General features: G+C 60.1%; 15 protein-coding genes and 1 tRNA gene. 14 read left to right on the top strand and 2 right to left on the bottom strand.

The features are described 5' to 3' along the window. Position 1: 1 nt before the first annotated feature. Positions 2 to 334 carry a lipid-A-disaccharide synthase N-terminal domain-containing protein gene (locus IHE46_RS13645; protein WP_192165181.1) on the bottom strand — a complete coding sequence of 111 codons (333 nt, stop codon included), beginning with the start codon at positions 332 to 334 and terminating at the stop codon, positions 2 to 4. 99 nt (positions 335 to 433) lie between these two features. On the opposite strand from IHE46_RS13645, the gene IHE46_RS13640 reads away from it, so the two are divergent. The 4 genes from IHE46_RS13640 (at position 434) to IHE46_RS13625 (ending at position 1,954) form a co-directional block, all read left to right on the top strand. Next, a tRNA-Val gene (locus tag IHE46_RS13640) sits at positions 434 to 508 on the top strand. Positions 509 to 619: 111 nt separating this feature from the next. Further along, positions 620 to 1,051: a hypothetical protein gene (locus IHE46_RS13635; RefSeq protein ID WP_192165180.1), complete on the top strand. Its 432-nt coding sequence runs from the start codon at positions 620 to 622 to the stop codon at positions 1,049 to 1,051. Positions 1,052 to 1,175: 124 nt separating this feature from the next. After that, entirely contained in the window at positions 1,176 to 1,589 is a 414-nt protein-coding gene (locus tag IHE46_RS13630) for a hypothetical protein (RefSeq protein WP_192165179.1), read from the top strand. Next, positions 1,586 to 1,954 (top strand): hypothetical protein, encoded by a 369-nt coding sequence (locus IHE46_RS13625; protein ID WP_192165178.1) that lies wholly within the window; start codon positions 1,586 to 1,588, stop codon positions 1,952 to 1,954. The genes IHE46_RS13630 and IHE46_RS13625 overlap by 4 nt, the downstream gene beginning before the upstream one ends. 4 nt (positions 1,955 to 1,958) lie before the next feature. On the opposite strand, the gene IHE46_RS13620 is transcribed toward IHE46_RS13625, so the two are convergent. Continuing rightward, complete coding sequence (locus IHE46_RS13620) at positions 1,959 to 2,159, bottom strand: hypothetical protein (RefSeq protein WP_192165177.1); 201 nt, start codon at positions 2,157 to 2,159, stop codon at positions 1,959 to 1,961. 56 nt (positions 2,160 to 2,215) lie between these two features. On the opposite strand from IHE46_RS13620, the gene IHE46_RS13615 reads away from it, so the two are divergent. From IHE46_RS13615 to IHE46_RS13570, 10 genes are all read left to right on the top strand, one after another. Next, positions 2,216 to 2,491, top strand: coding sequence for a hypothetical protein (locus tag IHE46_RS13615; RefSeq protein ID WP_192165176.1), 276 nt, complete (start codon positions 2,216 to 2,218; stop codon positions 2,489 to 2,491). Positions 2,492 to 3,210: 719 nt separating this feature from the next. Further along, positions 3,211 to 3,648 (top strand): hypothetical protein, encoded by a 438-nt coding sequence (locus IHE46_RS13610; RefSeq protein WP_225563069.1) that lies wholly within the window; start codon positions 3,211 to 3,213, stop codon positions 3,646 to 3,648. A 43-nt stretch (positions 3,649 to 3,691) separates the two neighbouring features. Then, a complete protein-coding gene (locus tag IHE46_RS13605; RefSeq protein WP_192165175.1) occupies positions 3,692 to 4,636 on the top strand; it encodes a type IV secretion system protein in 945 nt (314 codons plus the stop codon). A 32-nt stretch (positions 4,637 to 4,668) separates the two neighbouring features. Further along, positions 4,669 to 5,400 carry a TrbG/VirB9 family P-type conjugative transfer protein gene (locus tag IHE46_RS13600; protein ID WP_225563068.1) on the top strand — a complete coding sequence of 244 codons (732 nt, stop codon included), beginning with the start codon at positions 4,669 to 4,671 and terminating at the stop codon, positions 5,398 to 5,400. Beyond that, positions 5,397 to 6,581, top strand: coding sequence for a TrbI/VirB10 family protein (locus tag IHE46_RS13595; RefSeq protein WP_343230035.1), 1,185 nt, complete (start codon positions 5,397 to 5,399; stop codon positions 6,579 to 6,581). Before IHE46_RS13600 ends, IHE46_RS13595 begins: the two co-directional genes overlap by 4 nt. Before the next feature lie 21 nt (positions 6,582 to 6,602). Further along, positions 6,603 to 7,634 (top strand): P-type DNA transfer ATPase VirB11, encoded by a 1,032-nt coding sequence (gene virB11 / locus IHE46_RS13590; RefSeq protein WP_192165173.1) that lies wholly within the window; start codon positions 6,603 to 6,605, stop codon positions 7,632 to 7,634. A gap of 31 nt (positions 7,635 to 7,665) precedes the next feature. Then, positions 7,666 to 8,643 carry a lytic transglycosylase domain-containing protein gene (locus IHE46_RS17225; RefSeq protein ID WP_343230034.1) on the top strand — a complete coding sequence of 326 codons (978 nt, stop codon included), beginning with the start codon at positions 7,666 to 7,668 and terminating at the stop codon, positions 8,641 to 8,643. Positions 8,644 to 8,846: 203 nt separating this feature from the next. Beyond that, positions 8,847 to 9,281 (top strand): TrbC/VirB2 family protein, encoded by a 435-nt coding sequence (locus tag IHE46_RS13580; protein WP_192165172.1) that lies wholly within the window; start codon positions 8,847 to 8,849, stop codon positions 9,279 to 9,281. Further along, a complete protein-coding gene (locus IHE46_RS13575) occupies positions 9,274 to 9,582 on the top strand; it encodes a VirB3 family type IV secretion system protein (RefSeq protein ID WP_192165171.1) in 309 nt (102 codons plus the stop codon). The genes IHE46_RS13580 and IHE46_RS13575 overlap by 8 nt, the downstream gene beginning before the upstream one ends. A 48-nt stretch (positions 9,583 to 9,630) precedes the next feature. Continuing rightward, positions 9,631 to 12,120, top strand: a complete 2,490-nt coding sequence (locus IHE46_RS13570; protein ID WP_192165170.1) for a VirB4 family type IV secretion/conjugal transfer ATPase — start codon at positions 9,631 to 9,633, stop codon at positions 12,118 to 12,120.

Genomic DNA, 12,120 nt, shown 5'->3' with positions numbered 1-12,120 from the left:
GTCAGGCGATCTCGTCGCCCGTGACGTTGTTCTTGTGGTGGCGCAGGTGCACCACGAGGTTGTAGACCGAGACGAAGGCGGGGAAGAAATTCGAGATGATGCCCACCGAATCGTTCTTGCCGATGGTGAAGTATCCCAACAGCAACGCGCTGCCAACCACCGAGAGCCACCAGAACGACAGCGGCATCACCACCCGTTTCAGCTTGCGCGTGTAGTAGAGCTGCACGAACCAGCGGCTGGTGAACATCACCGAACCCAGCAGGCCGACCGCCTTCCATGGCGTCAACTGGAACTGCTGCAACGCCTGCAGGGCGTGGGAAAGGTCGTGTGGCATGAGGCTGGTCCGGTTATCGGGGAGACCAGGCATTTTACGCGACAGCTTCGCAATGGTTGACCTGACCGCCCTCACCCCGTATATTTGCGCGCTTCCGGCGGGCGGTTAGCTCAGCGGTAGAGCACTGCCTTCACACGGCAGGTGTCACAAGTTCGATCCTTGTACCGCCCACCACTAGATTCAACGACTTAGGCCACCCAACAGGGTGGCCTTTTTCGTTGCGTGAAAAAATACGTGGAAAGGAAATTTCTGGATATGCTCGCCCCACCATGAGGAGGGTCGAGAATGGCAATCGCAGAACTTACCGCTGCTATGAACGGGCTCAAAGCAGCAACCGATCTGGCGAAGGCACTCGCGTCTGCTAACACTGCCTATGCAGTCGCGGAACTCAAGCTCAAAGCTGCCGAAATGATGACCTCCCTTGCCGATGCACGTGCCGCTCTTGCTTCTGCCCAGGAAGCGGCCGTTGAACTACAGGACGAGATCACACGCCTGAATGGTGCATTGGAGATGAAAGCCAGCGTGGTTCGCGCCGATAGCGCCTATTACGACATGGGGGAGAGCGGCAAACCCATTGGCGATCCATATTGCATGCGATGCTGGGAGTCCGACCACAAGCTAAGGCATTTATCGATGTCTAGTTTCGTCACCAATCCGACGATATGCCCAGAATGCAAAACTGAGTACGACCATAACTTGACGTACCGACGAACTTAGCCCCTATTCCACCCGCAACGGCCCCATGATGAACTCGTGCTTGCTGTCTAGCCCGTAGACCGCCAGCATGTCTGATGAGATTTGGCTTATGGTGGATTCGCTAGCTGGGAATTGAGGGGGACTCATGAGTCAGATGGAAGTGCCAGATGACAGTGGCGCGGTGCGCGTTGAGGCGGATACATCCGCAAAGCGAGCCCTTTCCGGAGTTGAGCTTAGGCTCACGTCGGAGGAGTTGCGCCAACCTGGCGTTCAGAAGCTCCTAATCGATCGGCTCTATGGAGCGGAGCAAGAGATCGAAAGCCTCAAGCGGCTTCGATCCGATTTTCACTCCACGCGTGAGTTATTGATCGAAGCCCAGTCGGCTCAAAAGCGATACACATCGCTTGATGCTTTGCAGTCAACCCTGCTGGGAGTCGGCTGCCTCGTTCTTGGCTTTCTGCCAACGGTGTGGGGGCGTTGGCAGGAGTTTGCTCTTGTGCTTGTGGCGGGCCTAGGCCTGCTTGGCGCTAGCGTCCAATCAAAGCGGAGCAATAAATGAAGCTCGAGATCAAGTCATTTGGTGAAGCGGGGAACCTTGAAGAGGAGCGCCTGGTCTTGCACGCCCTTGACGACGTGGATATTGGAAACTATGTCGTCCTTCGTTCAAAAAGGGGGGCCAGCGGGACTTCACCGACCTCTGGGAGCAAAGATGCGTACTGGTTTCCAGACACAACAGTAAAGGCTGGTGACCTAGTCATCATCTATACCCGCAAGGGCAACTCTGCAAAGAAAGAGCTCTCGGGAGGGCGTACTGCCCATTTCTTCTACTGGCACAAAAGTAAGCCATTTTGGAGTTCGGATGCAAAGAACACGGCCGTGTTGATTGAGACAAAGACATGGCGTAGCAAGGTTCCCGAGACGTGAGCAGTCACAGCCTCAACGGCTCCACGACAACGCGCCGCCCGTCATCCAGCCCGTACACCGCTAGCGCCACAGCCAGGATCAAGTCGTCGTGCGCACCCTCGCGTGCGCCGAACGTGGCATTACCGATAGCGGTATAGCCCACCCGAAAATCCTGCATCTCGCGGCGGAGCGTCTTCGCCAGCCCCTGCGGCAGCGTGTCAGGCATGTGCAGACAACCGGTTTGCATCAGCGCATGGAGCCGGCTCGCCCAGCAGCTTGCCGATGCGCTCGGATGCCTTGCCGGCGGAGTCGATGGCCGCATCGCTCGCCGGCGAAGTCGCCGATATCCAGCGCCCTGTCGGCGTTCCGGTACAACCGGCCGCGCTGCCATACCAGGTGACCATGCGCGTGCTCGACGCATCGCGTCTGCCTGGCGCCAGCTGCTCTCCGCATCCCGCTCGAATCGCGCGGCAACAACCGATCAACAGGCACCTCAAAAGAAAAGAGCGCACTAGCGATTCGGACCCACCAAGCTCGCCAACCTACGCGAACAAGTGACGCTTGTAATTCGCCCCCTCGCACGATGGGCTTGCCTGTAACTTGCCGGCAACATCATCTCTCACCCGGCTTACTTTCATGTCGGGCAACGTAGATGTTTCGATGAAAACTCCATGCGCATTTGCAAGATCCAAGCATAGGTTGCGTGACCTCGTTGGCAAAATGGCATTCGAAACTTGGTGTGTCACAACCATGTAGGCAATGGCCTACATACCGTCAGCTCATGCCGGTATACATTGCCGCGAACTTCCTACAGGACTCGGTTCATCCGTGTCCTAACATGCGCATCGCATAGTTTTGGGATGTACCCGAAATACAGGTACGCAGAATGGCATCTGCTGTAGGGGCAGCAGGTTTCATTTGTCATCAGGGGCTTCGTTAGCTGACCCAGATTGGCACGTACTCGAACGACGCACTGAGTGCGTCGGTTTTCTGCATGCCATCGAGTTTGGATTCTTCCAGGCTGGATGTACGAAATGGATACCGCAGTGCCAGGACAAAACCCCTCATCGCGACGACGGCACTACTCCGGCAACGGATGCACGCGTCTCTCCGGACAAACTCCCGTTTCAAACACAGACGCCAGCCATGGCGCCTTGTCATGCCCATGTGACATCGGCAACGCAACATCCCAGCCACGTTCGAAACATCCTCATTCACCTTCAACCAGCGGATCAATCGTGGACAAGGATCTACTGAAACTTCCCCGCAAGGGCGCCATGGTGCTTGCCATTGCAGCACTGGCCGCATGCACTACTCCACCGGCCAAGAACTTCAGCGGACCGTGGAAACCCGTCAATCATTTCCAGAGCACGCCTACCGAGATTCCATTGAATCCGGCCTACGTGTTCTACGCATCGCCGATGGACGAAACGCTCAAGACGATGCTTGCGCGCTGGGCCAAGGACTCGGGCCGGGAGTTGTCGTACCAGCTTCCCTTCGATGTCACGCTTTATCAGCCCGTCGCCAACATCCACACCACGGATGTCGACGATGCCGTGGCCCAGCTCAACACCATCTATGCGACGCAGGGAGTTTCCGTCACGGCCGGTCCACGGAAGATCGAAGTCGGCCCCGTCGTCCACGGCGGCAACGATGCATCGCCCGCGCCCCCCGCTCCTGCGACCGCGTCCACGGCTACAACGGGTACGAAATGACCATGCCTGCCAACACCACTACGAATGGGCGGGAATCTCGCCCATGCTGAAGAAGAACTCCTCCAGCCAGAAAATCGACGAGGCAGTCGGCAAGTCGGTCAACTTCGAGCTGACCATCGCCGATCTCGCCAAGCGCAGCGAACGCCGCGCGTGGATGGTCGCATTCAGCGCAATCGGCATGTCGCTCATCCTTGCCGGCGGTTATTTCTACATGCTGCCGCTCAAGCAGAAAGTGCCCTACCTCGTCATGGCCGATGCCTATACGGGCACCAGCAGCGTCGCGCGTCTCACGGACGATCCGCTCCACGCGAGGATCACCACCAGCGACGCCGTCAATCGCAGCAATGTCGCGCACTTCGTGCTGGCGCGCGAATCGTACGACTTGTCCTTGCTCAACCTGGGCGACTGGACGACCGTGCAGACCATGTCGTCGCCTGGTGTCAGTGCCGCTTATACACGGCTCTACTCGTCGACCAACTCCGACGGCCCCTACAAGAAGTACGGCAAGGACACCGCGATCCGGGTGAAGTTGCTGAGCATCGTGCTTACCGGTGGCGCGCCTGGCATGACACCCAAAGGCGCTACGGTGCGCTTCCAGCGCAGCCTCTACGACAAGCGATCGGGCAGTACGCAGCCGCTGGACAACAAGATCGCCACGATGTCGTTCACCTACAAGACCAATCTCGATATGGACGACCAGAGCCGCATCGAGAACCCACTGGGTTTCTGGGTCACCGAATACCGCGTGGACGACGACTACTCGTCGACCCCGCCTGCCGAGGTTCAGGACACGACCGCCCGCAACCTGCCAAACCAGGGCGAAAATCTGAACGTCGCGCCGGCATACGGCGCATCGACCGCGCCCTCGCCACAACAAGCAACCGTACCGCAAACATCGCTGCCACCCGCTTCCGTTATCGCCAATCAACCCATGCAGGCACCCGGGCAGACCACCCGTAGTCCCGCCACTGGAGTCGGCCGCCCATGAATCGACCCACCCTGCCCGGCCTGACCGTCGCCATGTGCGCGGCCTTCCTTGGCTTACCCACGCTGGCAAGTGCGCAGGTCGTGCAACAGTACGACTATCAGCCTGACCGCATCTATCCGGTGCGCACCGGTCTCGGCATCACCACACAGATCGAGCTCAGTCCGCAGGAGAAGATCCTCGACTACAGCACCGGTTTCAGTTCCGGCTGGGAGCTCACCCGGCGCGACAACGTCTTCTATCTGAAGCCGAAGAACGTCGACGTGGACACCAACATGATGATCCGCACGGCGACGCACTCCTACATCTTCGAACTGAAGGTTGTCGCCACCGACTGGAAGACGCTCGACCAGGCTCGCCGCAACGGCGTGGAATACAAGATCACCTTCAACTATCCGGCCGATGCCAGCTTCGCCAAGGAGATCCACAAGGATGCCAAGGCAGCGCCGCTCGACACCAACCTCGTCCCGAATCGCAGCTACAACTTCAATTACGACTACGCGACTCGCAGCAAGGCGGCTCCGTGGTTGGTGCCGGTCAATGTCTACGATGACGGCCACTTCACCTATATCAAGATGAGTGACCTCAAGCAGTTCCCGACCGGCGACTTCCCCGCGGTCTTCATGCGCGAACAGGAAAAGGGCGAGGACTCGCTGGTGAACACCACCGTCGAGGGCAACACCATCGTCGTTCACGGCACGTATCCCTACCTGGTCATCCGCCACGGCGACGATGTCGTGGGTCTGCGAAGGAACACCCAGAAGTGAACTCCAATACTCCCAATCAACCCGGCGAGGGCGGCATGCCCCACGACACGTCAGGCAATCAGGCCGATCCGCTGGGCAGCAATCCTTATTCCACCCGCTACCAGCAATCCGCTGCACCTGATCTCGATGCAGGCGCTCCCCAGTTGCGGTCGCACGACCTCAGGCGCATGAACCAGCGCGCACTGCTGTTGCTGGGTGCTGTCGTGGTACTGCTGCTGTTTGTCGCCTATTGGATGGTCACAGGTACCGGCAGCCGCAACGAACAGCCAAAGCCAAGCGAGGAAAAGGTCACGGTGGCGGAACCGCCCAAGTCCCTGGTCCTACCGCAGCCAACTGCACCCGCACCCGCGCCGCAGCAGGCCGCCGCCATTCCCTTGGTGCAGCAGCTGCCTATCCCACCAAGCCAACCAGCACCGCAGACAGTAGTCGTGCAGCCGCCTTCGCTCGTGCAGCGCCGGATTGCCGCGTCGGCAGACACGGGTTCCGGTGGTGCAGATCTGTCCGCTGCACCGCCCACCACGCCCGCCGCCACAGTCATCGGTCCACCGGGCAGCTTGCATGACTCGAACGTCACCAGCGCTCAGCCGCTGCGCAATCCCGACACGTTGATGCAGCGCGGGACCTACATCCGCTGCGTGCTCGAGACGCGCATCATCTCGGACATCCCTGGCTACACATCTTGTCTGGTCACCGAACCGGTCTACTCGTTCAACGGGCAGCACCTGCTTCTGCCCAAGGGCTCCAAGGTGCTTGGCACCTACGACAAGGGCCCGGTAGGCGACCGCGTGGCAGTGATCTGGGATCGCATCATCACCCCCAACGGTATCGATGTGAACATGGCCAGCCCGGGCATCGACAACCTGGGCGGCGCAGGCCTCCCCGGCTATTACAACGCTCACTGGGGCCAACGCATCGGTGCTGCATTGCTGATCAGCATGCTCAGCGATGCCTTCAGCTACGAGGCTGCAGAGCACGGCCCGAAGACCACCACCATCACCAACGGCGTGGTAACCGAGGAGCCGTTCCAGAGCAATACCGCGCAGACCATACAGAACCTGGCCAACCAGGCGGTACAGGCTTCCGCGAATCGCCCAGCCACCGTCACCCTCAACCAAGGCACGATCATCTACGTCTACGTCGCCAAGGACGTCGATTTCACTGGCGTCGTCGCCCGTTTCTGACCCACGCGATTCGAAGCAGACATGCAAGAACTGGACGCCCACATCTCGAACGAGTTCCTTGCTTACCAGTACGAGGTACTGGGGGTACGGGAGTTCATGTCCTCGCCGGACGTCACCGAGATCTGCATCAACCGTCCCGGCGAACTGTATCTGGAGAGCCGTGGGGCATGGCGTCGGGTCGAGGTACCGGCCTTGACCTTCGAGCGAGCCCGCCAGTTCTGTACCGCAGTCGTCAACGAGAGCAATACCGGCCAGCGCATCACTGATACCGATCCTGTCGTATCACTGACTTTCCCCACCGGAGAGCGTGCGCAGTTCGTGATACCTCCGGCCTGTGAAGCAGGTAAGGCATCGATCACCATCCGCCTGCCCTCCAAGCAGACGAAAACGCTGGACCAGTACCAGCAGGACGGCTTCTTCGACGAGATCGTGGAAGTCGGCCGCGGCATCAGCGATGCGGATCGCGAACTACTGGAGCTGCGCGCCAGCCGCCATTACGCGGACTTCTTCCGCAAGGCGGTGCTCAACAAGAAGAACATCGTGGTCTCCGGCGCCACCGGCAGCGGCAAAACCACCTTCATGAAATCGCTGGTGCACCATATCCCCGACAACGAACGGCTGGTAACGATCGAGGACGCGCGCGAGCTTTTCATCGCACAGCCCAACGTCGTGCATCTGCTCTATTCGAAGGGCGGGCAAAGCACCAGCAATGTCACCGCCAAGAGCTGCATGGAAGCCTGCCTGCGCATGAAGCCGGACCGCATCATCCTGGCCGAATTGCGCGGCGATGAGTCGTTCTACTTCATTCGCAACTGCGCCTCGGGCCATCCCGGTTCGATCACCAGCTGCCATTCGGGTAGCACCGAACAGACCTGGGACCAGCTCGCCCTGATGGTGAAAGCATCCAACGAAGGAGCCGGACTGGAATTCGCCACCATCAAGCGCCTATTGATGATGACCATCGACATCGTCGTGCACATCAAGGCGCACGCGGGTCGTCGCTGCATCACGGGTATCGATTTCGATCCGGCCCGCAGCTTCGCGCACTCCTGACCCACCCACACACCGATACCGGAAACGCATCATGTTCGCTGCAATCGGATTGATGGCCTGCCCCAACCTCGCTGTGTCGGCCGAGGTGATGAGCCACATCGTCGATGTCGAATCCGGCGCCAATCCCTATGCGATCGGTGTGGTCGGCGGCCAGCTCGAACGCCAGCCAAAGAATCTGGCCGAAGCGCTGGCCACCGTGCACATGCTCGACGCCAGGGGCTACAACTACTCGTTGGGCGTGGCGCAGGTGAATCGTGCCAATCTCGGCAAGTATGGCCTGGACTCTTACGAAAAGGCCTTCGAGGCATGCCCAAACCTGGCCGCAGGCGCACAGATACTCAGCGCGTGCTACGCCAGCTCGGGTGGCGACTGGGGCAAGGCTTTCAGCTGCTACTACTCTGGGAACTTCGTCACCGGCTACCGCGACGGCTACGTACAGAAGGTGTACGACTCCATCAACCGCGGCAACGGTGTGGTTGCCAGCGCAGGGGACTCCCAAGCCATTCCCCTCAAATCCATGGCGGTGACTTCGACCGGGAATGCCAACGACGCCAGCAGGATATCGGCAACGTCGCCAGGCAGCCCCGATTATCGCGTGGCCATTCGCAGTGTGTCGTTCTTCTCGACCAAGGCATATACGCCTTCCGTGGCGACCTCATCCGCAGATCCGGCCAACGCGATGCCAGCTTCGTCGCCGGCAACTGTCGCGGCGCAGGAGACGTCGAAGGTCGCAGCCATGCCACCGACGACTCCAACGACGACCGCCCCGCCGGCCTCCGCACGAACGAACGGTGCACCGATCAACGCCGCATCGAATAACACCGCGGCCGACGCCTCGGTCTTCGTGCCGCAGGTGACGGGACCGAACGATCCAGCGCCTCCGGCGGTTCCGGCCCCTGCCATCCAGTCGGCGGCGTCGCCGCAAGCGGCGTCCGCGGTCGCCAGCACCACACCCAGTGTTACTGCTGCCCATGCAAAGGAGTCCGGCGATGCCGCTTTCGTTTTCTGAAGCCGCGACGCGCACGATCGCTCATGCGGCTCATCCAGGTCTGCGGATCCACCATTCCGCGTCGGTGGCCATGTGGCCGCAAACCCGCCTCGCGACAATCGAGGCGTCCCGCAGTGAACCCGGCTGCATACAACGCAGCCTCCCCTGAAGCGACGCAACCCTGAGCGCCGCATCGTTCCACACCCATCCAAGGAAATCCCGCCATGGCACCGAACCAGATCGTCACCGACAGCCTCATCCGCTCCAGCCGCGCGCGCCTGGGCACCTTCCTGTATCTCGCCGTGCTCATCGCTCTGATCGTGCCGGGCATCGCATTCGGCCAGGATGCCGGTGAAACCATCTCCACCACCTGCACCTTCGCCGCCAATGTCACCAAGATCCTCAATGCCATTTCCATCGTGGTGGTGACCATCGCGGTAATTTTTTCCGGCTATCAGATCGCCTTCGCGCATAAGCGCATCGGTGATGTCGCCCCCGTGTTGATCGGCTCGGTATTGATCGGCGCGGCCAGCCAGATTGCCAACATGTTCCTCAAGACCAGCGCCGGTTCGTCCGCATGTTCTGCGCCTACCTCCATGGTCACGCATGCCGTCGATCACTACGCGATGATTGCGCATTTCGTTGGCTACTATGCATAAGAACGCGCTGTTCCGCGGCTGCACCCGCCCGCCCATGTTCATGGGCGTGCCCTACATACCGTTTTTCTTCGCGGTGGGCGGGGTGTTCCTGCTGTCGGTGTACACCAACTTCTTTTACCTACTGCTGATTCCGCCGGTGATCTTCGTGATGCGCCAGATGGCGCGTCGCGACGAAATGATTTTCCGATTGCTCGGCTTGCGGCTGCAGTTCCGTACCCGGGTCCGCAACCTGCGAGAGCACGACGGGATGTGGGTGTTCACGCCCAACAGTTACCGCGGCCAGTCAAAAGACAAAACGTAAGCCACCAAGGCGCCCCGGATTTCCGGGGCGCCGTTTTGGACCCATGCCATGCCCAAGCCAAGCTTCATCCCCGACACCGCAATCAGCGAATTCGTCCCGCTGTCCACCCATGTATCACCAACCGTGCTCAAGACCACGGGTGGCGATTACCTGATGGTGTGGCGCCTGGGCGGCCTTCCGTTCGTGGGGCGCGAGGAGTGGGACATCGAGCACCGCCACAACACTTTCAACCGCATGCTGCAGACCCTGCGTGCGCCGGATTTCGTGAACGTGGCGTTCTGGGTGCATGACGTGCGCCGCCGCCGTCGCTTCAAGGATCGCAGCCGTTTCGCGCAAACTTTCAACCAGGACATGTCGAACGCTTATTACCACGCGTTGTCCGCTCAGAAGCTGATGCAGAACGAGTTGTACCTGACCCTGATCTATCGGCCCATCGTCGAGGGCAAACGCTTCGCCGAGAAATCCAGCGACGTCACCAGGCTGGAATCCGAACAGCTGCAAGCCGTCAATACCGTGCTTGAGTTGGCAGGCAACGTCGAGGCCGTGCTGAAAGACTACGCGCCCTACCGACTGGGCATGTACGAAGCCAAGAATGGTGTGGTGTTCTCGGAACCGCTGGAACTCTACGGCTACCTGCTCAATCGCATCGATGAGCCGGTGCCTGTGCTTCCCGCACCGGTCTACAGCTACTTGCCAGTGAGCAAACACCGCTTTTCTGCCAAGACCGGCGACTTCGTCATTACGTCGCCGGACGGCACCAACCAATTCGGCGCCATCCTCAACATCAAGGAATATACGGACGGCACGTACCCGGGCATCCTCAACGGCCTGAAGTATCTCGATTTCGAATACGTCATCACCCATTCGTTCAGCCCCATGGGTCGTCATGACGCGCTCAAGGCATTGGACCGCACCAAGGGCATGATGGTCTCCTCCGGCGACAAGGCTTTCAGCCAGATCGCGGAACTGGATCACGCCATGGACCAGCTCGCCTCCGGCAACTTCGTGCTGGGCGAGTACCACTTCACCATTGCCGTCTACGCCCCAAGCCAGGAGACCCTCTCGCAGCAGATCGCCGCCACGCGCGCAGAACTTTCCAACGCCGGCTTTGTTTCGGTGAAAGAAGATCTCGCTGTCACCGCCTCGTTCTACTCGCAGCTGCCGGCCAATTGGAAATACCGCACGCGGCTGGCCAACGTCAGCTCGCTGAACTTCCTCGGCCTCTCGCCGCTGCACAACTTCGCCACGGGCAAGAAAGAGAACAACCCCTGGGGCGATTACGTCACCACGCTGCAGACCACCAACGGCCAGCCCTACTACTTCAACTTCCATGCCACCCATCCTGCGGAGAACTCGCTGGGCGAGAAGGCCATCGCCAATACCATGGTGATCGGCAAGTCCGGTACCGGCAAAACCGCGCTGATCAACTTCCTGCTCAGCCAGGTGCAGAAGTACACGCCGTCGCCCACCATCTTCTTCTTCGACAAGGATCGTGGTGCCGAGATCTTCGTGCGCGCCTGCGGCGGCAACTACCTGGCACTGGAAAATGGCCAACCCACCGGCTTCAACCCGTTCCACTGCGAACGCACCGAAGCCAACGTGCAGTTCCTGGCCGAACTGATCAAGGTGCTGGCCGGCAAGAGCGTCTATAGCTCGCGCGAGGAAGAGGACATTTTCCGCGCCGTCGAAAGCATGCTCGACACGCCCATGCGCCTGCGCAACATGACGAACTTCCAGAAGAGCCTGCCCAACATGGGCGACGACGGCCTCTACGTCCGCATGCGCAAGTGGACGGCAGGCAACTCGCTGGGCTGGGTGTTCGACAACCCCGTCGACACCATCGACCTGCAGAAAGCCAACATCATCGGCTTCGACTACACCGACATCATCGACAATCCCGAAGTGCGCGTGCCGGTGATCAATTACCTGTTGCATCGACTGGAAGCGCTGATCGATGGCCGGCCGCTGATCTACGTGATGGACGAATTCTGGAAGATCCTCGACGGCAAGGGTGGCCTCAAGGAGTTCGCCAAGAACAAGCAGAAGACCATCCGAAAGCAGAACGGCCTGGGCATCTTCGCTACCCAAAGCCCGGAAGACGCGTTGGCCAGCGACATCGCCGCCGCGCTCATCGAGCAGACCGCCACGATGATCCTGCTGCCCAATCCGAATGCCAGCCGCGAGGATTACGTGGAAGGCCTCAAGCTTACCGAAGCCGAATACCAGGTCGTGGTCAGCCTGGACGAGCGCTCGCGCTGCTTCCTCGTCAAGCAAGGCCATGCCAGTGCCGTGTGCCAACTGAATCTGCGCGGCATGGACAACGCACTGTCGGTGATCTCCGCTTCCACCGACAACATCGAAATCATGCACCAGGTGCTACAAGAGCGCGCCGCCGCCGCCAGCGTCAGCGTGGACGACCTGCGCCCCGAACAGTGGCTGAATGCGTTCTACGAAAACCGCAAGGGCAGCGGGAAGGCCAGGCCAACCCAACCGACCCGTCCTACCCAACCCGCGCGCACCACTATCCAATCAACCTGA

The organism is Rhodanobacter sp. DHG33 (genome assembly GCF_014843005.1).
In the GTDB taxonomy this organism is placed as follows: Bacteria; Pseudomonadota; Gammaproteobacteria; order Xanthomonadales; family Rhodanobacteraceae; genus Rhodanobacter_A.
The sequence above is the reverse complement of the archived record's forward strand: the minus strand, read 5'-3'. Positions and strand labels throughout refer to the sequence as shown.

Bases quoted from the DNA above. Each gene is read 5' to 3' on its own strand.
- IHE46_RS13645 (WP_192165181.1), bottom strand. From the start codon at position 334: ATGCCACACGACCTTTCCCACGCCCTGCAGGCGTTGCAGCAGTTCCAG.
- IHE46_RS13635 (WP_192165180.1), top strand. From the start codon at position 620: ATGGCAATCGCAGAACTTACCGCTGCTATGAACGGGCTCAAAGCAGCA.
- IHE46_RS13630 (WP_192165179.1), top strand. From the start codon at position 1,176: ATGAGTCAGATGGAAGTGCCAGATGACAGTGGCGCGGTGCGCGTTGAG.
- IHE46_RS13625 (WP_192165178.1), top strand. From the start codon at position 1,586: ATGAAGCTCGAGATCAAGTCATTTGGTGAAGCGGGGAACCTTGAAGAG.
- IHE46_RS13620 (WP_192165177.1), bottom strand. From the start codon at position 2,159: ATGCCTGACACGCTGCCGCAGGGGCTGGCGAAGACGCTCCGCCGCGAG.
- IHE46_RS13615 (WP_192165176.1), top strand. From the start codon at position 2,216: ATGCGCTCGGATGCCTTGCCGGCGGAGTCGATGGCCGCATCGCTCGCC.
- IHE46_RS13610 (WP_225563069.1), top strand. From the start codon at position 3,211: ATGGTGCTTGCCATTGCAGCACTGGCCGCATGCACTACTCCACCGGCC.
- IHE46_RS13605 (WP_192165175.1), top strand. From the start codon at position 3,692: ATGCTGAAGAAGAACTCCTCCAGCCAGAAAATCGACGAGGCAGTCGGC.
- IHE46_RS13600 (WP_225563068.1), top strand. From the start codon at position 4,669: ATGTGCGCGGCCTTCCTTGGCTTACCCACGCTGGCAAGTGCGCAGGTC.
- virB11 (WP_192165173.1), top strand. From the start codon at position 6,603: ATGCAAGAACTGGACGCCCACATCTCGAACGAGTTCCTTGCTTACCAG.
- IHE46_RS17225 (WP_343230034.1), top strand. From the start codon at position 7,666: ATGTTCGCTGCAATCGGATTGATGGCCTGCCCCAACCTCGCTGTGTCG.
- IHE46_RS13580 (WP_192165172.1), top strand. From the start codon at position 8,847: ATGGCACCGAACCAGATCGTCACCGACAGCCTCATCCGCTCCAGCCGC.
- IHE46_RS13575 (WP_192165171.1), top strand. From the start codon at position 9,274: ATGCATAAGAACGCGCTGTTCCGCGGCTGCACCCGCCCGCCCATGTTC.
- IHE46_RS13570 (WP_192165170.1), top strand. From the start codon at position 9,631: ATGCCCAAGCCAAGCTTCATCCCCGACACCGCAATCAGCGAATTCGTC.